Raw genomic sequence first — 21,660 nt, 5'->3', positions numbered from 1 at the left:
AGAATATTAATAGAAAATTATATAATTCTATTTGTTTCTTTTACTTTGAAAATAAATGGAGATATTTGATTTGTTTTTTGCAATAATTTTTTTGATTTATTTATAAAATAACAGTTGACTTTTTACTCTTATTGGATTATTATAAAAGCGTAATAAGAACAATATTTCAAATGCTGAACAAATGTAAAAATAAAACAGATAGAAATAAATTTCAATAGGCAAAATAGGAGGAAATTTCATGAAAAAAGTTTTTGATGATACTAGACTAATGGTTAAAGTATGTGACCTTTATTACAATAACGATATGAGACAAGAAGAAATTGCACAAAAACTCGAAATTTCCAGAGCTACCGTGTCAAGAATTCTTAAAAATGCCAAGAATGAAGGGATTGTAAAAATTGAAGTTATCAATCCGCTAAAAAATAATTACTATAAGCTGGAAAAAGCCTTGGAAGAAAAATTCGGACTTCATGAAGTCATCATAGCTTCAGATGCCGTCGATGTAGCTTATGAACAGGATTATTTAGGAAAAGCTTGTGCCTCATACCTTCAAAGAGCGTTAAAGGACGGCGAGATTGTCGGACTTTCCATGGGTAAAACGATAAAAACAATTGCTCCTCATATTAGACAAGAAAAACCTAGAAATATCTCTTTCATACCTCTCCTTGGAGGTATGGGGCAAGTTGGTATAGAGTATCACTGTAATCAAGTCGTAATTGATTTTTCCAGAGCATTCGGCGGTGAATATCATCTTTTGCATGCTCCGGCAATGATAATGGATAAAAATTTAATGGATAGCCTTAAAAATGACATACATATCAAACAGGTCCTTGATTTAATGGATAAGATGACTACGGCAGTCGTAGGTATAGGAACTGCGGTGGAAGGTTCCACTATGATGGAAACCGGATATTACAATAATGAAGATATCGATGAAATGAGGAATATGGGTATAGTAGGGGATATATGCCTTCAAATGTATGATATAAACGGGGATACAAACTATTCTTATAATAAATATGTCTTTGGATTTAAGATCGATAATTTGAGAAAAATCAAAAGAGTCGTTGGGATAAGTTCCGGTAAAGAAAAATTGGATGCGATTTACGGAGCGATAAACGGAAAACTTATAAATGTTTTGGTGACCAATGCAGAAACTGCGAAGTTATTACTCGATAAGTAGAGTTGAAAGGATGTTGGATAATTATGTGGAAAATATTTTTAGCTGCATTTGTACTTATGATTTTTAATTCTTTGCTTACATATAAACAAGCTAAGAATTTCAGTGTTTCATTCAATGACGTACATAAGTACGGAAACGTCAGTGTAGGAAAAGATAAACAGTATTTCGTATACGGAGTCATCGTTATACTAGCATGCGATAATAACGGACTTGTTACTAAGGGTCAAATGATAAATGGATTCAGTGTATTTGCCAGATTTAAACCATTTGATGATTTGGTTGGAAAATCTGTTTACGAAATCAAATCGGAAGAAGAACTTAAGGTAAAAACATTCAGAAGTAAAAAAAGAAGAGAAAAAGGAAGCGCTTTGCTTCAAGCTGTGAATGGACTTATAGGGGTTTTGGAAAAAAGCAAAGCAGCAGAAATGAGTGAAGAAGAATTAATCGGAGGTGATACGATAGCGGAAAATGCATAGATATATTTTGTATGTTAAGACGATAGTCTTTCATAGAATATAAAAAATAATAGAAAGGAGAATTTTAATGGAATTCTTAACAAAACTTGCAGAAGGTTTTATTGGATTATTTAATGCAGGAGGAGAGCAGTTTATCGGCTGGGTAACCGGTATCATCCCTACACTTATTGTTTTGATAACAGCTATCAATGCTCTTATTAAAATAATCGGTGAAGAGAGAGTTGATAAATTCATGAAGATATTATCAAAAAGCTTTATTACCAGATATACTTTAATGCCTGTGCTTGCGATGTTCTTCCTATGTAACCCAATGGCATATTCTTTCGGTCGTTTCTTAAAAGAAGAACATAAGGTTGCATTCTATGATTCAACAGTTTCATTCTGCCATCCGATAACAGGATTATTCCCACATGCAAATGCCGGTGAACTTTTCGTTTTCTTGGGTATTGCGAACGGTCTAACTAAGTTAAATCTTAGTACTACACCTTTGGCACTCCGATATTTCTTGGTTGGTGTCGTTGTAATCTTAATCAGAGGCGTTGTAACAGAAAGAATTTACGCAATCATGAATAAGAAAAGCGTAAATGCATAGAAAGGAGAAATAAAAGTGAGTAAATTTAAAGCCGTTATAATTGAAAAAGGATCACAAGGTTGGGGTGGACCGTTAGTTATACAACCGACAGAAAAGAAAAATAAGATTGCCAGTGTTACCGGCGGTGGTATACATCCCGTAGCACAATATATAGCAGATTTGACAGGTGCGGAAGCAATAGATGCGTTTTCAACAGGGGTACCGGATGATGAAATGGCAGTTGTTATAGTAGACTGCGGCGGTACTGCAAGATGCGGAGTATATCCTAGAAAAGGCGTATTAACTGTTAATTTGGAACCGGGAGGAGCAACCGGACCTCTTGCTCAGTACATACATGAAGACAATTACGTTTCGGACGTAAGCGAAAAAGAAGTTTCATTATATGATGGAGAAGTAAAAGTAGATACTCCTGAACCTGATGTGACAACTGAAAGTTCAGACTCATCTGGAAAAGAAGATACTACAGGAGGACAAAAAGGATTTATCGGAGTAGTTTCTAAAATAGGTAAAGCGGTTGGCGGAGTCGTAAATAAATTCTTTGCTGCCGGCAGAGATGCTATTGATACGACAATAAGAAATATTTTACCATTTATGGCATTCGTTAGTATGCTTCTTGGCATTATCACAGCATCGGGTATCGGTGATGTAATTGCAAAGGCAATAAGTCCACTAGCGGGTTCATTACCAGGAATGATTTTACTATCCGTTATTTGTGCAATTCCATTCTTATCACCAGTTCTCGGACCGGGTGCGGTTATCGCTCAGGTAGTTGGTGTTTTGGTTGGTGCTGAAATAGCAAAAGGAAATATTCCTCCAAGTTATGCACTTCCTGCATTATTTGCAATAGATGCACAAGTTGGTGCAGACTTTGTACCTGTTGGTTTATCTCTTGGTGAAGCAGAACCTTCAACAGTTGAAATCGGGGTACCTGCAATGCTATTCTCAAGACTTATTACAGGTCCGCTTGCAGTAGTAATTGCATATTTATTCTCATTTGGACTATATTAATAATTTGAAATCATAAAAAAAATTACATAAGGAAAGTTAGGGTATGGATTATAAATCAAAAATAATTGGATTTGGCGATATTGCATTAGATTTTTTAAGTGAAAAAATGCTTATATTATTTAATGAAGATGCACCATTGGAACTTGCGGAATTATCTGTTCTTCACGAAAAAAAGGAACTTGACAGTGAAATAAAAGTTGGGGATTTTATGTCTTTGGGAGATAATGATTATGTTGTCACAGCTGTAGGAGCTGAAGCGAACGATACATTTAAAATGCTTGGGCATTGCTGTTTGGTGTTTGGCGGTAAAGATGAGGTAGAACTTCCCGGACAAGTTCAATTAAAAGGTGAAAAACTTCCTGAGTTAAAACATGGAGATTATATTCAAATAAAATTTTTAGGAGGACATAAATAGATATGTTAAGAATGAATTATAAGCTAGCTGAGCTGGAAGAAAAAAATGCTCCTATTATGACCAGTATAATAGGAGCGGGACAAATGGGCAGGGGCATGACCAGTCAAATGATCAGGATGAAAGGTATGAAACCCGCTGTAGTAGCTGACATTAATATTGATAATGTCATTGCCGCATTTGAAAACTCTGGATTAACCAAAGATGACTATATTATAACAAATAAATTGAGTGAAGCCAATACTTACTTGGAAAAAGGAAAGTATATTGCTACAGAAAATTCTGAAATTGGTGCAAAAGCTAATCTCATTCAGGCCGCAGTAGATGCGACGGGAGTTCCTGAAGTAGGTGCAAAAGTTGCTATCGATTCTATAAACGAAGGCAAACATATCTGCATGCTTAATGTTGAAACCGATGTAGTTATAGGTCCTATGCTTAAAAAATTAGCTGATAATGCAGGCGTTATTTATACCGGAAGTGCAGGGGATGAACCGGGTGCGGTAAAAGAATTATATGATTTTGCAACTGCCGCAGGTTTTGATGTTAGAGTTATAGGTAAAGGTAAAAATAATGCTATAGATTTAGATGCAAACCCTACTTCATTAGCAGAATATGCAGCTAAGAGAGGCGTTAGTCCTAAGATGCAGACTGCATTTACAGACGGAACAAAGACAATGGTAGAACTTACCGCTATGGCTAATTCCACAGGATTTATCCCTGATATCAGAGGCGGACATGGTCCTGAAGCCGAAGTAAAAGATTTACCAAATTTATTCAGACCAACAAGTGAAGGCGGTATCCTTGAAAACGGTTATGGAAAAGTTGAATGGGTCAACGGAATAGCACCGGGTGTGTTCGTAATCATTTCAAGTGATCTTCCGTTCGTTAAGCATGAAATGAATTACTTAAGCATGGGCGAAGGTCCTAACTGGGTATTATACAGACCATATCATTTATGTTCGTTGGAAACTCCTTTAACAGTTGCTAAAGCTGTTTTAGACAACATTTCTACATTAGTTCCTATGGACGGCGGACTTGTTTGTGAAACTGTTGCTGTTGCTAAAAAAGATTTAAAAGCAGGTGATATGTTAGACGGTATCGGTGGTTATACTGTTTACGGAACTGTAGATACTCATCAGAATATGCTTAATGATAATGCTGTTCCGCTAGGTGTTATTACAAAGAATACAAAACTCGTTAAAGATGTTAAAAAAGGTCAGACAATTACATATGATATGGTAGCATTGGATGATAATTCTTTGATAGTTCAACTTAGAAAATTACAAGATAGATTTTTCGGATAAAATAAATAATTAAAATTGTTACAACTTGCAAAAAAGACCTCAATTCTGAGGTCTTTTTAAATGAAAATTATATTATTCCAATCTTTCAAAAAGTGCTAAAACTTTTTCATACTGTGGGAAATCACTAGGTAAAATTATGGCATATCCGTTTGCTACCTTAACATTTTCGGTTATATCACTTCCGAGTGATTCCATTGTAAGTTCTCCGTCTTTTTCTGCATTTTTATATGCATCTCTGTCTTTATCAAATACATATAATTCAAGTGTCTTCCCGTCAGCGGATAATTTAAATCCCGATTTCGCACCTACGAGTTCAAACATTGTTTCTTCTTCTGTTGCTTTAATTCCTAAATTTCCTATTTCTGTCTTAAATTCCTCTGCTGTAATCGGATTTTCTTTGGGCTTATCACTATCTGAGTTGTTACTTCCGCAGGCTGCAAAAGAAACTGCCATAAGACCAATTAAAAGTACTGATATGATTTTTTTTAATTTCATATATTTCCCTCCTAAATGAAACTATATACTTTATATGATTATATCATATAAAGTAGGATATAATAAATAATACATAGTTTAGTATTTAATATGATAAACATCTATTTGAGTAAAAAATATTTGGAATGATTTAGTAATAATAAGCGATATTTTGACTTGCTTTTAATATTGACAGAAAACGTTTTCCAAGGTAATATATAAGTATAAATATTATATTTTTTGAACGGATAATCAACTAATGAAAGGAAGTGTATATTATGGATTATCAAGCTAAATATCAAGAAAAACTTACTACTGCAAAAGAAGCGGTAAAAGTAGTAAAGTCGGGGGATTGGGTAGATTACAGTTTTTGTGCGAATCATCCTGTTGATTTGGATAAAGCTTTGGCTGAGAGAATGAAAGAGGACTCTTCTCTTAAAGATTTAAAGTTCAGAGGGGGGATAGCATTATGGCAGCCGGAAGTAACAAAGCTTGAAGATGCACCAGGAAGACTTATTTGGAATTCGATACATACGACGGGGATCGAAAGAAAACTTATTAATTCCGGTATTTGCTATTATGTTCCTATTCGTTATTCCGAAGTTCCAAGATATTACAGAGAAAATATAAAACATGTTGATGTAGCATTTATTCAAGTTGCACCAATGGATAAACATGGTTTCTTTAACTTCGGTCTTTCATCATCACATTTAGCTGCGCTTTGCGAAATTTCAGATACCGTTGTTGTTGAAGTGAATGAAAATATGCCGGTTTGTTTAGGCGGATTTGAAGTTGGGGTACATATTGACGATGTTGATATGGTAGTGGAAAGTTCAAACAGACCGATGGCAGAGATGCCTTCTGGTAAAACCAGCGAAATAGATGAAGCAGTTGCTAAACTTATAGTTCCCGAAATCCCTAACGGAGCTTGCTTGCAGCTCGGTATCGGAGGTATGCCTAATGCCGTAGGTTCATTGATAGCAAAATCAGATTTGAAAGACCTCGGTGTCCATACGGAAATGTATGTTGATTCTTTTGTGGATATAACGATGGCAGGAAAGATAACGGGTAAGAGAAAAAGTATAGACAAAGGACGTCAGGTGTTTACTTTCGGAGCAGGAACACAAAAACTTTATGATTTTGTTGATGCAAACCCAAGCATTATGGCTGCACCCGTTGATTATGTTAATGATATTGATGTGATTGCAAGTTTAGATAATTTTATTTCCATAAATAATACCGTTGAAGTTGACTTGTTCGGACAGGTAGCTTCCGAAACAGGCGGGACCCGTCATATAAGCGGTGCGGGCGGACAGCTTGACTTCGTACTCGGTGCTTATAAATCTAAAGGCGGTAAGAGTTTTATTTGCTGTTCTTCCACTGTTCCAACAAAAGACGGTTCGCTTAAGAGCAGGATCAAACCTTGTATTACGGAAGGCGGTATAATTACTGCTACGAGAGCTAATACGCAGTACCTGGTTACGGAATATGGACTGGTAAATCTCAAAGGAGCTTCTACTTGGGAAAGGGCAGAAAAGATAATTTCCGTTTGTCATCCTGACCTTAGAGATGAACTCATCGAAGAAGCCGATAAAATGCATATTTGGAACAGAACGAATAAACGTGTTTAATGTTTAGTATATAAAATTCATTGATTTGAAAGTGAGAAATGGTATGGAATACAAAAAAAATATTTACACTGTAGAAGACTGTGTCGCGAAAATCACCATGAACTATCCCGATAATTTAAATGCCATAGATATGGCAATGGCAGAAGAACTTCTTGATATACTTGATAAATGTGAAAATGATTCGAATGTAAAGGTCGTTATATTAGAAAGCGGAGGCAAAGCATTTTCTGCCGGAGGGGATATAGGATATTTTTATAAGAATATCAAAGCCGGCGGAGATATCAATATGGATGATTTGATAGAGCGCGCAGGATATGTTTCTTTAAACATAAAGAAAATGAGTAAAATCGTGATTACTTCGGTCATAGGAGCTGCTGCGGGAGCGGGCGCAAATCTCGCTTTGTCGGGAGATTTCGTCGTTTGTGCGGATAATGTAAAATTTATTCAGGCTTTTATTAATTTGGGTTTGGTGCCTGATACGGGAGGAAGTTATTTGTTGAGTAAATCTATCGGCATAGCAAAAGCTTTTGAACTGTGTGCTACCGGTAAACCGTTAGGAGCTGTGGAGGCTATGGAGTTGGGAATAGTAAATAAAGTATGTTCCAAAGATGAGCTTGAAGAAACTACAATGGCTTTGGCAAGACAAATCTCAAAAGGTCCTCTCATAGCTTATAAAAACCTTAAGAAGCAATTTTTTGAAGCAAACTATACAGATTATGAAAGATATCTAAAAGACGGCGAAGTTCCTACTCAGAGAGAATGCATATCATCTGAAGATTTTAAAGAAGGCGTTTGTGCTTTCATAGAAAAACGAAAAGCTGATTTTAAAGGTGAATAATTAAGAAATATTTGTTAAATCAAAAAAAGACCTCTTATAAAGAGGTCTTTTATTTAATTATATTTTTTTGCTTTTATGGATAGTATTAAGCATCCTGCCAGTGTGAAAATTGATAAACCTATCCATATATCTAAATTATTTGCATCTCTTGTATTTGGAGTAATTGTATTATTTTTTTTGTTGTTTTCTATAATTCTTCCGTCTGATTTACCCGAACTTTGATTATTGGGATTATCTGACTGTGCGGTATTTTCGTTGTCTTTTGATTTTTCCCAGCCTGCGTATAATGTGATGTCTTTTGTAACTTTCCCTCTTTCAAAGTCCCATAAATCGGTACATTTTTCATCTGTGTACCAGCCCGTAAAAATATATCCCTTTTTAGTTGGATCATCAGGTATCGTGATAACTCCGTTTTCTTCTACTGTTTGTGATTTAACGTAACTGCCGCCCCTTGTATCAAATTTTACGGTATATGATACTATAGGCTTTGTACCTTTCACTTTATATACCATTGTATAAGTTGAGAATTTATTTGTGCTTATTGTTACAGTTTCATCAACGGTATCTTTATCTTCCAATAATGTAGAAGTATAATTTCCGTTTTCGAGATGTGTATGTACCATAGCATAAGCATAGACTGTATTATCTTTTGGTTTTAATTCGTTTGGTACTTTAAATGTTATATCCACGCTTTTGGCATTGATGTTATTTTTTCTGTGGTTTTAGGTGTATCATCATCTTTGTTTTGATACTTTTCCTTTATCACTTCTACCACAAAATGCTTTCCTATCGTATAGTCCGATAACACACCATCGATTTTTTCTTTTTCTTCGTCTTTGGGGTTGTCGATATCTTTTATTTCTATTACTATTTTAAGCAACTGTGCATTGTTGTCTTTTAATTCCTTTATATCATCTTTGTTCAATGTATATAAAAAACGTTTCTTTTGATCGTCACTTATTTTTATTGCATCGTTTCCGCTTGTACTTACTTTGATTGATAATTCCACTTCGATTTCAGTTGCTTTCAATAAGTCTTCGTGAAGTTTATCGGAGGATTTTTCATCGATTTTATTTTTTTCATCTTCGCTGAGAGCTTCATAATCCAGTTTTGCGTCAAATATTTTATTTGTTTCATTCTCTGATGGATTAGTCGTTCCTTCTAATTTGGGAAGATTATTTATTATATCTTCCATTGTGTCTTTATCCAAAGGTCTGAATGATACTTCTAATGATGTATTGATGTCAGTTGTTAATGTATATATACTGCTTCTTAAATCTTCATGTTTTTTTAAATCACTTTTGACACTAACACCATTTACTTTGACATCGTCCAATTGATAACCGTAATCCGGAGTAAAAGTAAATTCTGTTGGTTCATCTTTACCTATCATTTGTTTTCCGCTAGGAGTTATCGTTCCGTTATCAGGGGGGTAGTATTTATTATTATACCTTCTTTTAATACCCATATAGCTTTATCACTCCCGATTTCTTTTTTTAGATAATATTTATAATCGGGGTCTGTAAAGTTTACTTTTCCGGTACTGGATTTATCAAATTCAAAGAATTCTATGTCTTTGTTGAGTGTTCCCGTTATTTTTAACGTCAAATTACCGCCGAGTGTACCGCTTCCGATAATTTTTCCGCCCACAGGCATTGTTATTGTTCCTTCTCCGCTAAGACTTCCTTTGATTGGAGCATTCTGTGCTGATTTTGTAATTAGAGCTCCGTCTTTTTCTATATCTATATCATATACGTTCATAAGGTGATAAGGTGTTGTTGTACCGGTATATGTAAGATTTAATTCTGCATTTTTATTTACTTTGACATCTGTTTTATTTGATTGGTCTGTGGAATATATTCCAACTATACTTGCTTTTGTTTGGAGCCCTTTTTCATTCCCTGCTTCTACCAATACTTTACCTACTGAAGCTGTAGCATTTCCTTGGTATGAATATATATAATTATTGGAAGTCGTTGCTCCTGTTAATGAAACAATAGAGCTACCTTTTATAGATGCATAATCTGAACCCACTGCACATATAAGGGTGTTTATCGTACAATCTTTAAATTCAACTGATGCATTTTTCTCTATAATAGTGTAAGTGCCGCCTCCCGTATAAGCTTGTTTGGTCAATGTCGAATTTTCAATCTTGGTCATAACATTTCCCGATATATTAATTTTCCCCGGATTATCGGCATTATTGGAATAGACAGTTCCTCCTGGATAAAAAAAGTTTGTAGTGGTAATGTTACTGATATTATGTATAATATCTCCGTCTATTTCTGCATTTGTTGTAGAAGTTGAAAGTTTATGTCCTCCAAGAAAATATCCAATGCTTCCGCCTTCAAGGTTGGTTTTTATATTACCGGTAATCTTTATCTTGCTTTCATCAGTATTCTTTTGAACATAACTTCCTCCGATAAATTGATATACGTTTAACCCGTTTCCTGCATTTATTGTTATTGAATCATCATTTTTATCGCTTCCGATGCTCGCATCTCCAAATCCATTGGAGATATATCCTCCGCTGATTACAGATCCGGAGGAACAATCCTCGTTTTTACCATATTTTATATCTATCCTGTCATTTACTTTAGCACTTGCATTTAATGCAGAATAAATGTATCCGCCACCGATGATATTTGTATTTAGCATAAAATCATCTCTGATATCCATTTTTACACTTCCAACATTTGCGGATGAATTTTTGCAGTATTTACTATACAACATTCCTCCGCCGCAAATTCCTTGTTCAGGTTGGATACCCCTTTCTAATTTTATACTTGTACTTCCTTTTACGTCTACGTTGCAATTCGTCCCAGTAGCATATCCTCTTCCTATTATGTTCATGTTGCAAGTACTTCCGTAAATAAGAGTAGCACCTTCATGTATTATGATTTCACTGCTTCCTACCGTTGATGTCGTATTTAGTGATGTAGATGTATCACTATTTTGACATAACCCTCCGCCGATAGTTAAGTTAGAATTTTCGTAATACTCATCCTGATTATTTATTTTGAATATTTCTATTTTTGTTTTACCTTCTACATCGATAGATGCTCCGCTTGCAGCATATCCACCGCCGGTTAATCCTAAGTTGCTGTCCCAGCAAGGTTTAGCACTCTTTATCGTAACATTTCCTTTAACTTTTCCTACCGCATTGACGCCCTGAGCATACCCTCCTCCGAAATATCTGTTGAAGGCTTGGGTATCATCTTGTTCTATGGCTGCATTATCATCTTCAATGGTTTCTATATCTATATTGCCCTTAATCGTCGAATAAGAATGATTAGTATCAGAGTTTGTTCCCGTTACATTACTTCCTCCGTACAGTGCCATATAATCACCATTATATCCCCTTGAAGTCGCTCCGTAAATTATTTTGATACTTCCCTCGATCGTGTCTGAGCATGTTGCATTTTTAGGTCCCGGCGATATACCTGTTCCCGAGTAACTTCCGCCGTATAATTCATCATTGATACCGTTCATTGAAATATTTACAGAACCGGACATTGTAGTGGTGATAGTCGTTGCAAGGGTTGCACTGTAATCGGAAGTGGCTTTATTACCTCCGTATATCCAATATCCGCATCCTTTAGGTTCAACGGTTATATATGACGAACCGTACATATTTGCTTCTGCATTTGGAGTGGTATTATCGGCATATGAATGACATCCTCCGAATATGTAACGAGAAACTTTACCTTTTATATTTATATAACTGTTACCTGTAAGATCTGCATTTTTACTTCCTCCGTATATACAGTTTTCAATAACAGCATTTTCATTTATTGTTATGTTAGTGTCTGCGGTTATGTTTTTACCGTTATCTCCTCCGTATATATCTCCTCTTATGGTCACACCGCTGTCAACAGTAAGCTTGATGCCGTTTAAAAATAAATATGTATTATATAATGTATCATTACCGATAGTTACGGATGGTTGATCGGTCTTTATTGTCAGGGAAGTTATATTTTTATCTTTCGGTAATTCTATATAGTTATCTTTATAATAATCTGTGTATAAATCACTGCATATATTGAAAACAATATCTCCCGCATCATTTGGTATTTTTGTTATTACTTCGGCAAGTGTTTTATATGTTTCGGATGAGCCTATTTTAAATTCATTGAATATACCAAGCATTTTTTTTGTATTTTGAAGAAGTACTTCTTGTCATGTTTTCTTCTTTTGTTTTTATATCTTTATTTATTTTTATCTCTATAGTTGGGATATCTTCTTTACTTAGTTCCGGCGATACTTTATATTTATCTTCAAATAGAGGTTTGAAAATATATGAAGATAGTTCTTTTTTATCGTAATCCGGACATTCCCATGATACATCTAAAGAAGTCTTTTCTTCTTTATTGTTTAAATAAACATATAACTTGTTGGGTAAATTTAATTTCTCGATACCCGTTTTTTCATTTATAGTAATTATCTTTTCCTCTAAATCTTCGAACCCGGTTACCGTGTTGTTCCCTGCATCGTCTTCGCTTTGTGTTATTTTATTTGATATATTTTCATTATTGTTTTCATCTAATGTTTGAGCAGAAATATTTTGAAAACTAAAAGAAAAGCATAATGATAAAATCATTAACACAACAAAAGATTTTTTAATTTTTTTGTTCATTTTATCCCCCTTAGCATTATAAAAAGTAAATTAAAAACGGATTTATAGAAAATACAATACTTTAATATAGTGTCGCAAAATGTATACATTTTGCGACACTTATGGTATATTTAATATATAGAAAATATAGTTATTTTTTTTAATTTATAATACAAAATATCTAAATATATTGAATAAAATGATAAATTGTTATATTTTTAGACATTTGTTACTTTATTTATAGTATTTGTAATATTTAGTCTCTGTAAATAAAAAATGAGGATATTAAATTTAAAGGAGAAGTTGTATTTATTAAAAGAAATTAAAAACCTGTGTTCACTGCGGTGAATAGATTGCAGGGAGTGCTAAAGTATGTGCAAAGTTCGGTGGAAAGAACAAAAAGTCTATATATCTTCGTCCTTGGTTTATTGCGGTAATAGTCGTTATTATTCTAGGTGCTTGGATGAGCGGTGGGGGAGGTGACAGTGAAAAATCTGATCATACAAGTTCAAATACTGCGGATACAAATACAAAAACAGAAATACCAAAAATTACATATACTAAATTAAGCGTTTCAAAATAATAAAAGATTTGAATAAAAATGCTTTAAATGCCGAAGAAAAATATAAAGATAAATATGTATCATTGACAGGGCGTTTGAATGTCATTGATAGAAGTGGTGATTATATTTCTATCGTAGCCGGAGAATACGATATTATCGGTGTTCAATGTTATATCAACGATGATAAACAATTAAAGAATATAAAGAAATTATCTATAGGGGAGCAAGTGGTTGTAAAATGTCAAATAACCGATGCCGGAGAAGTTTTAAGCTATTCTCTCGATATAGATAGTATAAAGAAAAATTAAATTGGTATAGAAAAAAAGAAAGCATTTCTGCTTTCTTTTTATTTTGCCTTTGCTTTAAGTTCGATTAGCCTTTTGATGTCGCTCAATACTTCTTCATTCAATAAATCAAGAACCAGCCATGTCCCTAGTCCGCTGTTGGATTTGCTTTCTTTATATCTGCTCATGACATAATCGCTTGATGTATATATTATAGCTTCCGCTTCGTTTTCAAGTTTATTGCCGATGACCACCATTACTTTAGGTATATCTTTTTCGGGGTATACCACGCAAAGTGATTTGATTCCCTTTTTGTATTTAACGTTCCATCCGGGTATAGCGGCACACTTGCTGTACTCTACGCTTCTCTTTGCATTGAACTCTACGCTTAAATATTTGCATAAATCTTCGTAAAGGGGGCTTGTGATATAAGTCGATAGTTCTTCATCCGTAGGCATTTTGTCGATAGGGTACATTTCTTTCCATTCCATTTTTTATCAGTCTCCTTTTATTTGGTGTTTTAGCGACGGCTTCTCGGGCGCACTTCACCTTTCAGACTCCGCTCGTCCGAATACACCTTAATTTCTACCTTATACAAACACTCTTTCTGATTTAACTATATATCAAAACTTAAAATAATAAAAGCAAAATATTTTTAAATTAATAAATTATTAATATTTAACGAAATATTATCTTAAACGCCGCTGTGACCGAAGCCTCCCTTACCTCTGTCGGTCTCATCAAGGTTTTCGACTTCGGTGAATTCTGCGATTTCGTGCTTCGATATGACCATCTGAGCTATCTTCATGCCCGGTGTGACTCTAAAAGGCTCATTTTTAAGCGTAGTTATTATTATCCCGATCTCTCCTCTGTAGTCGCTGTCTATTGTCCCTATTCCGTTTACCAGAGTGACACCGTGCTTCAAACTCAGTCCGCTCCTCGCTCTTATCTGCGCTTCGTAACCTACGGGAAGCTTTATATATATCCCCGTGGGTATCAAAGATATTTCTCCTTGTCTGAGTATCATATCTTCATCTATATTTGCATATAAATCGGCTCCCGCACTACCTATTGTCGCATATTCGGGCAGGGGATACTTAGATTTATTTATTATTTCGACTTTTACATTTTTCATTCTTTTTCTCCTTAAAATATACTATAATAACATTATAGTTAAAATTAAAAGTTTTATCAATCAAAAGGGTTAAAAACATTTATAAATCCCGCTGAAATATGTTTACAAAAATATCCTTTTGTGATATAATTTTAAAGCTATGTACCTAAGACTTAGTTATAAGCATCTCCGGCTTACTGCTAAGGTTTTAGGCGAATAAAAATATTAAGGAGAATTAAAATGTCAATAACAAAAGAAAAAAAACAAGAAGTAATCAGCAAGTATCAAAAACACGAAAAGGATACAGGTTCACCTGAAATCCAAATCGCTATCTTAACAAGCAGAATTAATACTTTAAACGAACACTTCAAAAATAATCCTAAAGACCATCACTCAAGAAGAGGACTTCTTATGATGGTAGGTAAGAGAAGAAGACTTTTAGATTATGTTGCTAAGAAAGATATCAATAAATACAGAGAAATAGTTAAAGAACTTAACTTAAGAAAATAATTAAGCATTTAAAAGGCGGATTTTTTCGCCTTTTTATAATATGGAGGAAAAAAATTAGATGAAGAAAGTGTTTAAAACTGATTTTTTAGGCAGAGAGCTTTGTGTTGAAGTTGGAGAATTGGCACAAATGGCTAACGGCAGTGTTTTCATTTCATATGGAGATACTCAGATATTAGTCAACGCATGTATGTCTAAAGAAGCAAAAGAGGGAATCGACTTTTTCCCGCTAAGCGTATTTTACGAAGAAAAAATGTATTCCGTTGGAAAAATTCCGGGGGGATTTTTAAAAAGAGAAGGAAGAGCAAGCGAAAAGGCTACTCTTACTTGCAGACTTATCGACAGACCTTTAAGACCTTTATTCGATAAAGGTTTCAGAAACGATGTTCAAATCGTGGCTACGGTCATGGGTGTGGATCAGGATAACTCTCCTGAAATCACAAGTATCCTAGGTGCATCTCTTGCCCTCGGTATTTCCGATATACCGTTTGACGGTCCCGTAGGTGCCGTTAACGTGGGTCTTATAGACGGTGAACTTGTTTATAATCCTACAAGCGACCAAAGAGACATCAGTGATTTAAGTCTTACCGTTGCTGGAACCAGCGAAGCTGTACTTATGGTTGAAGCGGGTGCCAACGAAGTAAGCGAAGAAATCATGATCGATGCTATCATGGGTGCTCATGAACATATCAAAGAAATCATCAAGTTCCAGGAAGAAATCATCAAAGAAGTCGGCGTGGAAAAAGCTGATATCACATACTACAGAACAAGCGAAGAAATCAAAGAAAAGATTTACGAAGAAGCTAAAAAAGGCTTCAGAGAAGCTTATGATATCCATGAAAAACAAGCCAGAGAAGACAGAGTTGAAGAAGTCAAGGCTGAAATTTTGGATAAATATTTGGAAGAATATCCCGACAACAAACTTGACTTTGAAGAAATATTCGCTAAATTATTGAAAGAAATCGTTAGGGGCATGATAACAAACGAAGGTATCAGACCTGACGGAAGAAAAGTCGATGAAATCAGACCTATAACCTGCGAAGTAGGAAAAATCAGAAGAGCTCACGGCTCCGGACTTTTCACAAGAGGACAAACTCAGGTAATGTCTATGGCTACTCTCGGTGCCATAAGAGATGAACAGATAATCGATGGTATCGGAGAAGAAACAAGCAAAAAATATATCCACCATTATAACTTCCCTGCTTATTCCGTAGGGGAAACAGGTCCTATGAGAGGTCCGGGAAGAAGAGAAATAGGACACGGTGCTTTGGCTGAAAGAGCTCTGCTTCCCGTAATACCTGACCAAAAAGACTTCCCTTATACCATAAGAGTGGTTTCTGAAGTACTTGCTTCAAACGGTTCCACATCACAGGCAAGTGTATGCGGTTCAACATTATCTCTAATGGACGCAGGTGTTCCTATAAAAGCTCCCGTAGCAGGTATCGCAATGGGACTTATAAAAGAAGAAAACAAAGTATCCGTTTTATCGGATATTCAGGGCGTGGAAGATTTCTACGGTGATATGGACTTTAAAGTTGCGGGAACCAGCGAAGGTATCACTGCTATCCAAATGGATATCAAAATCAAAGGTATAGATAAAGCTATACTTACGGAAGCTTTGGCAAGAGCTAAAAAAGGCAGATTCCATATCTTAGGCAAAATGGAAGAAGCCATCACAGCTCCTAGAGAAGACGTAAGCAAATACGCTCCTAAAATCATGACTATGAAAATAGCCGAAGATAAAATCAAAGATGTCATCGGACCGGGCGGAAAGATGATTAATAAAATCATTGATGAAACAGGAGTTAAAATCGACATCTTAGACGATGGACAAACTTTCGTTAGTGCTGTTGATTTGGATGACGCTAAAAAAGCAGTTCAAATAATCGAAGATATAACAAGAGAAGTGGAAGAAGGAGATACTTATGTAGGTAAAGTCGCAAGAGTAATGGACTTTGGTGCCTTCGTGGAGATACCGGGCGGAAAAGAAGGTCTCGTTCATATTTCTAAAATCGCACACGAAAGAGTAAATAAAGTCACTGACGTTCTAAATGTAGGGGATGAAGTAAACGTAAAAGTTATCGAAATAGATAAACAAGGAAGGATAAACCTTTCAAGAAAAGCACTTCTTCCAAAACCTAAAAAAGAAGTCAAAGAAAATAAAGAAGACAAAAAAGAAGAAAAAGTAAATGAATAAATAACTGAAAGCGAGGGTTAAACTTCGCTTTTAAAACATATATATAGTATTAAACTAATAAATAACGGAGGATATTATGACTACAATACAAGCCATAATCTTAGGTATAGTCCAAGGTCTTACGGAATTTCTTCCCGTAAGCAGTTCCGGACATTTGGTAATACTCCAAAACTTTATGGGTATCAGCGAAGGCTCTCTCGAATTTGCTATCGTTCTTCATCTGGGAACATTGCTTGCGGTAGTTATCGCATATTATGAATCCATATGGAATATGTTTAAGCAATTTTTCTTGATGCTTGCGGATTTGATAACTTTAAAAGGACCTTGTTTTGAAAAGAGTAAATACAGAAAATACATAGTATATATCCTTATGGCATCGATACCCGCAGGTATAGTCGGAGTTTTATTCGAAGATTTTATAAGCGAGAAGTTCGGTTCCATCATCATAGTAGGGTTTACCCTTTTAATAACCGGTGTGCTTTTGGTTTTAGGCGATGCTTTGGGTAAGAACAACAGAGGACATATAGAAAACGTGGGAGCGGGAAAAGCTTTCCTTATAGGTGTTTTCCAAATGTTCGCCATAACTCCCGGTATTTCAAGGTCGGGTTCTACGATAGTCGGCGGGCTTTTATCGGGACTTAAAAAGGAAGAAGCCGTTGAGTTCTCATTCCTTATGTCTATCCCCGCAGTACTCGGTTCACTGTTACTTAAGATAAAAGATATCATCGCAATAGGCGCGACCACGTCGTTCGTACCTCTTATAATAGGGTTCTTCTGCTCTCTTGTAATAGGGTACTTCTCGATAGTACTCCTTAACAACATAGTTAAGAAAGGCAAGCTTTACTATTTCTCGATTTACTGCTGGATAGTAGGTTTGGCGCTTATTATATATCATGTACTGATCACTTTTTAAATTTAAATAAATCACTGATAAAAAAGACACTCTTATTAAATGTAAAGGTGTCTTTTTTCTTTTCGTATATATCTTATTCGTGTTTTTTGATTAATATTTATCTCTTCATTTATGATAGGGCAGGGAGTATATGTTCTATTACAAATCCTATCCTGTCCTTGGCATTCATCATAAAAGAGGAAGTTATTGCTATGACAGCCTTTAGGTTCGGTATGACACAAATCATATTCCCTCCGTCCCCGAGAGCTGCATACATTTTTACGGGTATATCATATATCAGATACCATAGATATCCGTAGCCGTTCCCGTTTTCTTCCAATGTTTTATTTATCCATTCTTCGGATACTACCCTTATTCCTTTGTATTCACCTTTGTTTAAATAAAGCTCTCCGATTTTTGTCATATCCCTTGTACTCAGTTTAAGTCCGAAACCTCCCGCCGAAATCCCCATGGGGTCATTTGCCCATCCTTCTATTTTTTCACCGAACAGTGTATCAAAATTGAATTCTTTGGTGTCGTTATAATCGATTTCTTCTATTTCAAGAGGATCAAATAAGTATTGATTGGCAAATCCTTTAGCCGACATTCCCGAAGTTTTAGTTAAAATGGCGGAAAGGAGATGAGCACCCATGGTGGAATACTTGAATTTCCCCAATTCTCCCTTTTTATCTATGCTTTCAAGGGCATATCTTATCCAGTCTTTGCTTTTTGTAAAGTCCTCAAGAGGTTCCATGTAGTCTTCAAAGGTGTAAGGAACCCTCATCGTAAGTAGGTCTTTTATCGTGATTTTATCTCTGATTTCATTTTTATCTTTGAAGTCATATTCTTTGAAAAAATCCATTACTCTTTGACTTTCGTCTTTTATGATACCCTTATCTATGGCTATCCCCATAAGAATAGACAGTATGCTCTTTGTTACCGAGGCTATATGCGTCTTTTTGTTTTCATCGCTCCCGTTTAAGTATTTTTCATATACCTTATATCCGTCTTTCGTTATTATGATCCCTTCCATATTGTCATATCCTTCTTTTATTATGCTTTCTATTTGGGAAAGTCTATGGGAAATATCCCCTGAATTTTCGGGGGATACAGTCTTAACTTTATCATTATTCATTTTATCTGTCGTCCTTTTAATTTTTTGAATTTCATGGTACCATATAAACAACTTAACATGATTAAAAATCATATTCAAGAAAACTTTTAAAAAATATTTATATTTGATATAACAAAAAAGATATAACAAAATGTTATATCTTTTTCTTACAGTTTATATATGTACGAGATTATATCTTCATATGTCCCGTCTTTTTTCAAGTACCCTCCGGGGATAACTCCGAGCTTTTTAAAGCCGAGGCTTTCATAAAGATGTATAGCACCTTTATTGGATTTTACCACCGCATTGAACTGAAGTATTTTAAAATTCAGCTCTCTTGCTTTTTTAAGGGAATGTTTCACCAGCTCTTTTCCTATATGCTTTCCTCTTATTTCTTTATCCACAGCATAACTTGCGTTTGCGATATGAGAACATCTTCCCACGTTGTTGGGGTGAAGTATATATATCCCCGCTAATTTATCATCGATTTTTGCCGTACCCGTAAAGCTTTGAGAAGAGAAGAACTCAAGAGCTTCATCTCGTTTCATTTCTTCTGTTTGAGGAAAAGCGTTGGCTTCTCTTACAACTTCATTCCAAATTTTAAGTGCGGTATCTAAATCTTCTTCTTTTAATTCGTTTAATGTCAATTCCATGGTCACACTACCTTTATTCTTCCACATTCCAAACCTTATCCAAGCTTATCCCGCTCTTCTTAAGTATATTCCTTGCATTTTCCCATTTTCCTATGTCTTTCTTTGAATGCGCGTCGCTTCCCACAGCATAGGTTATGTTTATCCCGCTTTTTTCTATAAGCCTTATATCGTCTTCGTTGAGCTTACTTTGTGTGTCGTTTATTTCAAGTATCACACCGTGATTTTCAGTGGCTTTTGCAAGCTCTATGATGTCTACGGGTCCTCTCGTGTCCGGGTGTGTTATCATTCTTAAAGGATACTTTTCTATGGCTTTTATAAGTGCATTTGTGTTTATCCTCGTCTGTCTGTTTCTGAACCAGCCGAACTTTGAGCTTAATGTATTCATTATCTGCATATTGAAAAATGTACTTATATTCTTTGGTATGGACATCAAATGGATACCGCAGTACAAAACTTCCACGATTTCCAGAAGTTCCTCGTCCACGTCCAAATCTCCGTTCATGGAAATCACGTTTGCTTCCAAACCCATTAAAATTTCCATATCAGGATATTTTTTTCTTAGTTCCATTATTTCTTTTTTCATATCCATATAAGTAGCGTTCGTATTTTTCCTAGCTACCATATGTCCCGGTCCGTGTTCGCTGATGATGATTTTATTCATACCTTTTTCTCTTGCTGCGATGACGTTATCTTCTATTGTCCCCGTCCCGTGAGAATAAATGGTATGACAGTGTATTTCTGCTGTTAGTTTCATTTAGATATTCTTTCTTCGATCCTTTCCAATATGAAAGAAGCAATTTCTTCGCTTTTAACGCTTTTTACTTTTTCTCCCTTTTCAAAAAAGACCGCATTTCCGTCTCCGCAGGCAACTCCCATGTCCGCTTCTTTTGCTTCTCCCGGACCGTTTACCGCACAGCCCATGACCGCTACGGTAATAGGTTCCTTTATGTGTCTTGTTTTTTCCTTTATCTCTTTTACTATAGACAGCGTATCTGTTTTACATCTTCCGCATGTAGGGCATGATACCACCCTTACGCCTTCATCTAAAAGCCCCAGGCTTATTAGTATCTCTCTGCCGACTATGACTTCGTCTCTGCTGTCTCCCGTTAAGGAAACTCTTATTGTATCTCCGATACCGTCTTTTAAAAGACTTCCCAGCCCAATGCTCGAACGGACTATGCCTCCAAGCTCCGCACCAGCCTCCGTAACTCCCAAATGAAGGGGATAAGAGTATTTTTCTCTGAAGAGCCTATTTGCGTCTATTGTAGTTACTACATCGCTTGATTTAATAGACAATACGATATTGTCGTATCCGAATTCGTTGAAGTAAGAAATGCTCCTGTAGGCACTTTCAACCAAGGCTTCCGGGGTAGGGTGACCATACTTTTCAAGCAGATCTTTTTCGAGACTGCCCGAGTTTACACCTATCCTAACGGGTATGTCGTAGTCTTTAAGGCATTTTACGACTTCCCTTACTCTTTCTTTGCCTCCGATATTCCCGGGGTTTATCCTGACCTTATGAACACCGTTTTTTATCGCTTCTATAGCTACTTTGTAGTCGAAATGGATATCCGCTACAAAAGGTATGTTTGTATTTTTTACTATCTTCGGTATGACTTTTGCGGCTTCCATATTAGGTATGGTGCCCCTTATTATGTCACATCCCAGCATTTCCAGTTCGTTTATTTCATCTATTATAGCTTTATGATCCGTCGGAGGAAGCTTGAGCATCGACTGCACCATTATAGGGTTTCCGCCTCCGATAACCTTGTTACCGATTTTTACTACGTTTGTTTTTTTCATT

Annotated in this window: 23 protein-coding genes; 12 read left to right on the top strand and 11 right to left on the bottom strand. The window is 35.6% G+C overall.

The features are described 5' to 3' along the window. Positions 1–238 precede the first annotated feature (238 nt). From ANASTE_RS04355 to ANASTE_RS04330, 6 genes are all read left to right on the top strand, one after another. The gene (locus ANASTE_RS04355) at positions 239–1,183 is read left to right on the top strand and encodes a sugar-binding transcriptional regulator (RefSeq protein ID WP_007049746.1); all 945 of its coding nucleotides are present in this window, start codon (positions 239–241) and stop codon (positions 1,181–1,183) included. Between the two features lie 23 nt (positions 1,184–1,206). Continuing rightward, entirely contained in the window at positions 1,207–1,659 is a 453-nt protein-coding gene (locus ANASTE_RS11320) for a transcriptional regulator GutM (protein WP_007049745.1), read from the top strand. Between the two features lie 67 nt (positions 1,660–1,726). After that, positions 1,727–2,251, top strand: coding sequence for a PTS glucitol/sorbitol transporter subunit IIC (gene srlA, locus ANASTE_RS04345; RefSeq protein ID WP_007049744.1), 525 nt, complete (start codon positions 1,727–1,729; stop codon positions 2,249–2,251). Positions 2,252–2,266: 15 nt separating this feature from the next. Then, complete coding sequence (gene srlE, locus ANASTE_RS04340) at positions 2,267–3,259, top strand: PTS glucitol/sorbitol transporter subunit IIB (protein WP_007049743.1); 993 nt, start codon at positions 2,267–2,269, stop codon at positions 3,257–3,259. A gap of 43 nt (positions 3,260–3,302) precedes the next feature. After that, positions 3,303–3,674 (top strand): PTS glucitol/sorbitol transporter subunit IIA, encoded by a 372-nt coding sequence (locus ANASTE_RS04335; RefSeq protein WP_007049742.1) that lies wholly within the window; start codon positions 3,303–3,305, stop codon positions 3,672–3,674. Positions 3,675–3,676: 2 nt separating this feature from the next. Next, positions 3,677–4,975: an NAD(P)H-dependent oxidoreductase gene (locus tag ANASTE_RS04330; protein WP_007049741.1), complete on the top strand. Its 1,299-nt coding sequence runs from the start codon at positions 3,677–3,679 to the stop codon at positions 4,973–4,975. A gap of 72 nt (positions 4,976–5,047) precedes the next feature. Here the strand turns inward: ANASTE_RS04330 and ANASTE_RS04325 are convergent, their stop codons facing one another. Next, a complete protein-coding gene (locus ANASTE_RS04325) occupies positions 5,048–5,470 on the bottom strand; it encodes a hypothetical protein (protein WP_007049740.1) in 423 nt (140 codons plus the stop codon). 257 nt (positions 5,471–5,727) lie between these two features. Between ANASTE_RS04325 and ANASTE_RS04320 the strand changes: the two genes are divergently transcribed. Both ANASTE_RS04320 and ANASTE_RS04315 read left to right on the top strand, forming a co-directional pair. Next, on the top strand, positions 5,728–7,080 hold the full coding sequence (locus ANASTE_RS04320) for a butyryl-CoA:acetate CoA-transferase (RefSeq protein ID WP_007049739.1): 1,353 nt from the start codon (positions 5,728–5,730) through the stop codon (positions 7,078–7,080). 43 nt (positions 7,081–7,123) lie between these two features. After that, on the top strand, positions 7,124–7,918 hold the full coding sequence (locus ANASTE_RS04315; RefSeq protein WP_007049738.1) for an enoyl-CoA hydratase/isomerase family protein: 795 nt from the start codon (positions 7,124–7,126) through the stop codon (positions 7,916–7,918). Between the two features lie 53 nt (positions 7,919–7,971). Here the strand turns inward: ANASTE_RS04315 and ANASTE_RS04310 are convergent, their stop codons facing one another. From ANASTE_RS04310 to ANASTE_RS04295, 4 genes are read right to left on the bottom strand one after another with little or no spacing between them, the layout of a single operon-like run. Then, positions 7,972–8,607: an InlB B-repeat-containing protein gene (locus ANASTE_RS04310; RefSeq protein WP_007049737.1), complete on the bottom strand. Its 636-nt coding sequence runs from the start codon at positions 8,605–8,607 to the stop codon at positions 7,972–7,974. Continuing rightward, positions 8,598–9,386 (bottom strand): hypothetical protein, encoded by a 789-nt coding sequence (locus tag ANASTE_RS04305; RefSeq protein WP_007049736.1) that lies wholly within the window; start codon positions 9,384–9,386, stop codon positions 8,598–8,600. The genes ANASTE_RS04310 and ANASTE_RS04305 overlap by 10 nt, the downstream gene beginning before the upstream one ends. Then, the gene (locus tag ANASTE_RS04300) at positions 9,329–12,067 is read right to left on the bottom strand and encodes a hypothetical protein (protein ID WP_007049735.1); all 2,739 of its coding nucleotides are present in this window, start codon (positions 12,065–12,067) and stop codon (positions 9,329–9,331) included. The genes ANASTE_RS04305 and ANASTE_RS04300 overlap by 58 nt, the downstream gene beginning before the upstream one ends. Beyond that, complete coding sequence (locus ANASTE_RS04295; RefSeq protein ID WP_007049734.1) at positions 12,048–12,554, bottom strand: hypothetical protein; 507 nt, start codon at positions 12,552–12,554, stop codon at positions 12,048–12,050. The genes ANASTE_RS04300 and ANASTE_RS04295 overlap by 20 nt, the downstream gene beginning before the upstream one ends. Before the next feature lie 570 nt (positions 12,555–13,124). Here ANASTE_RS04295 and ANASTE_RS11315 point away from each other — a divergent pair. Continuing rightward, a complete protein-coding gene (locus ANASTE_RS11315) occupies positions 13,125–13,403 on the top strand; it encodes an OB-fold protein (RefSeq protein ID WP_007049732.1) in 279 nt (92 codons plus the stop codon). A 38-nt stretch (positions 13,404–13,441) separates the two neighbouring features. On the opposite strand, the gene ANASTE_RS04285 is transcribed toward ANASTE_RS11315, so the two are convergent. Both ANASTE_RS04285 and dut read right to left on the bottom strand, forming a co-directional pair. Further along, positions 13,442–13,870 (bottom strand): DUF3788 domain-containing protein, encoded by a 429-nt coding sequence (locus tag ANASTE_RS04285; protein WP_007049731.1) that lies wholly within the window; start codon positions 13,868–13,870, stop codon positions 13,442–13,444. 203 nt (positions 13,871–14,073) lie between these two features. Further along, positions 14,074–14,514, bottom strand: a complete 441-nt coding sequence (gene dut, locus ANASTE_RS04280) for a dUTP diphosphatase (protein WP_007049730.1) — start codon at positions 14,512–14,514, stop codon at positions 14,074–14,076. 225 nt (positions 14,515–14,739) lie between these two features. Here dut and rpsO point away from each other — a divergent pair, with 225 nt between their 5' ends. The 3 genes from rpsO (at position 14,740) to uppP (ending at position 18,110) form a co-directional block, all read left to right on the top strand. After that, positions 14,740–15,003: a 30S ribosomal protein S15 gene (gene rpsO, locus ANASTE_RS04275; protein WP_083781750.1), complete on the top strand. Its 264-nt coding sequence runs from the start codon at positions 14,740–14,742 to the stop codon at positions 15,001–15,003. Between the two features lie 58 nt (positions 15,004–15,061). After that, on the top strand, positions 15,062–17,197 hold the full coding sequence (gene pnp, locus ANASTE_RS04270; RefSeq protein ID WP_007049728.1) for a polyribonucleotide nucleotidyltransferase: 2,136 nt from the start codon (positions 15,062–15,064) through the stop codon (positions 17,195–17,197). A gap of 76 nt (positions 17,198–17,273) precedes the next feature. Beyond that, on the top strand, positions 17,274–18,110 hold the full coding sequence (gene uppP / locus ANASTE_RS04265; protein WP_007049727.1) for an undecaprenyl-diphosphatase UppP: 837 nt from the start codon (positions 17,274–17,276) through the stop codon (positions 18,108–18,110). Positions 18,111–18,219: 109 nt separating this feature from the next. Here uppP and ANASTE_RS04260 read toward each other — a convergent pair whose 3' ends face one another. The 4 genes from ANASTE_RS04260 to ispG form a co-directional block, all read right to left on the bottom strand. Next, positions 18,220–19,224, bottom strand: a complete 1,005-nt coding sequence (locus tag ANASTE_RS04260; RefSeq protein WP_039945019.1) for a serine hydrolase domain-containing protein — start codon at positions 19,222–19,224, stop codon at positions 18,220–18,222. A gap of 146 nt (positions 19,225–19,370) precedes the next feature. Beyond that, complete coding sequence (locus ANASTE_RS04255) at positions 19,371–19,856, bottom strand: GNAT family N-acetyltransferase (RefSeq protein ID WP_039945089.1); 486 nt, start codon at positions 19,854–19,856, stop codon at positions 19,371–19,373. A gap of 13 nt (positions 19,857–19,869) precedes the next feature. Further along, complete coding sequence (locus tag ANASTE_RS04250) at positions 19,870–20,610, bottom strand: PHP domain-containing protein (RefSeq protein ID WP_007049724.1); 741 nt, start codon at positions 20,608–20,610, stop codon at positions 19,870–19,872. Continuing rightward, entirely contained in the window at positions 20,607–21,659 is a 1,053-nt protein-coding gene (gene ispG / locus ANASTE_RS04245; RefSeq protein WP_007049723.1) for a flavodoxin-dependent (E)-4-hydroxy-3-methylbut-2-enyl-diphosphate synthase, read from the bottom strand. Before ispG ends, ANASTE_RS04250 begins: the two co-directional genes overlap by 4 nt. Position 21,660: the final 1 nt, after the last annotated feature.

This window comes from Anaerofustis stercorihominis DSM 17244, assembly GCF_000154825.1.
Lineage (GTDB): Bacteria > Bacillota > Clostridia > Eubacteriales > Anaerofustaceae > Anaerofustis > Anaerofustis stercorihominis.
Note: the sequence above shows the minus strand (reverse complement) of the source record. Positions and strands in the feature narration are given on the sequence as shown.

What these genes read in the sequence shown, in the direction of transcription:
- ANASTE_RS04255 (WP_039945089.1), bottom strand. Translation starts at nt 19,856, where the DNA reads ATGGAATTGACATTAAACGAATTAAAAGAAGAAGATTTAGATACCGCA.
- ispG (WP_007049723.1), bottom strand. Translation starts at nt 21,659, where the DNA reads ATGAAAAAAACAAACGTAGTAAAAATCGGTAACAAGGTTATCGGAGGC.
- ANASTE_RS04295 (WP_007049734.1), bottom strand. Translation starts at nt 12,554, where the DNA reads ATGAACAAAAAAATTAAAAAATCTTTTGTTGTGTTAATGATTTTATCA.
- srlA (WP_007049744.1), top strand. Translation starts at nt 1,727, where the DNA reads ATGGAATTCTTAACAAAACTTGCAGAAGGTTTTATTGGATTATTTAAT.
- ANASTE_RS11320 (WP_007049745.1), top strand. Translation starts at nt 1,207, where the DNA reads ATGTGGAAAATATTTTTAGCTGCATTTGTACTTATGATTTTTAATTCT.
- ANASTE_RS04285 (WP_007049731.1), bottom strand. Translation starts at nt 13,870, where the DNA reads ATGGAATGGAAAGAAATGTACCCTATCGACAAAATGCCTACGGATGAA.
- ANASTE_RS04335 (WP_007049742.1), top strand. Translation starts at nt 3,303, where the DNA reads ATGGATTATAAATCAAAAATAATTGGATTTGGCGATATTGCATTAGAT.
- ANASTE_RS04355 (WP_007049746.1), top strand. Translation starts at nt 239, where the DNA reads ATGAAAAAAGTTTTTGATGATACTAGACTAATGGTTAAAGTATGTGAC.
- ANASTE_RS04325 (WP_007049740.1), bottom strand. Translation starts at nt 5,470, where the DNA reads ATGAAATTAAAAAAAATCATATCAGTACTTTTAATTGGTCTTATGGCA.
- ANASTE_RS04260 (WP_039945019.1), bottom strand. Translation starts at nt 19,224, where the DNA reads ATGAATAATGATAAAGTTAAGACTGTATCCCCCGAAAATTCAGGGGAT.
- ANASTE_RS04300 (WP_007049735.1), bottom strand. Translation starts at nt 12,067, where the DNA reads ATGCTTGGTATATTCAATGAATTTAAAATAGGCTCATCCGAAACATAT.
- uppP (WP_007049727.1), top strand. Translation starts at nt 17,274, where the DNA reads ATGACTACAATACAAGCCATAATCTTAGGTATAGTCCAAGGTCTTACG.
- pnp (WP_007049728.1), top strand. Translation starts at nt 15,062, where the DNA reads ATGAAGAAAGTGTTTAAAACTGATTTTTTAGGCAGAGAGCTTTGTGTT.
- ANASTE_RS04315 (WP_007049738.1), top strand. Translation starts at nt 7,124, where the DNA reads ATGGAATACAAAAAAAATATTTACACTGTAGAAGACTGTGTCGCGAAA.
- ANASTE_RS04320 (WP_007049739.1), top strand. Translation starts at nt 5,728, where the DNA reads ATGGATTATCAAGCTAAATATCAAGAAAAACTTACTACTGCAAAAGAA.
- dut (WP_007049730.1), bottom strand. Translation starts at nt 14,514, where the DNA reads ATGAAAAATGTAAAAGTCGAAATAATAAATAAATCTAAGTATCCCCTG.
- ANASTE_RS04305 (WP_007049736.1), bottom strand. Translation starts at nt 9,386, where the DNA reads ATGGGTATTAAAAGAAGGTATAATAATAAATACTACCCCCCTGATAAC.
- ANASTE_RS04250 (WP_007049724.1), bottom strand. Translation starts at nt 20,610, where the DNA reads ATGAAACTAACAGCAGAAATACACTGTCATACCATTTATTCTCACGGG.
- ANASTE_RS04330 (WP_007049741.1), top strand. Translation starts at nt 3,677, where the DNA reads ATGTTAAGAATGAATTATAAGCTAGCTGAGCTGGAAGAAAAAAATGCT.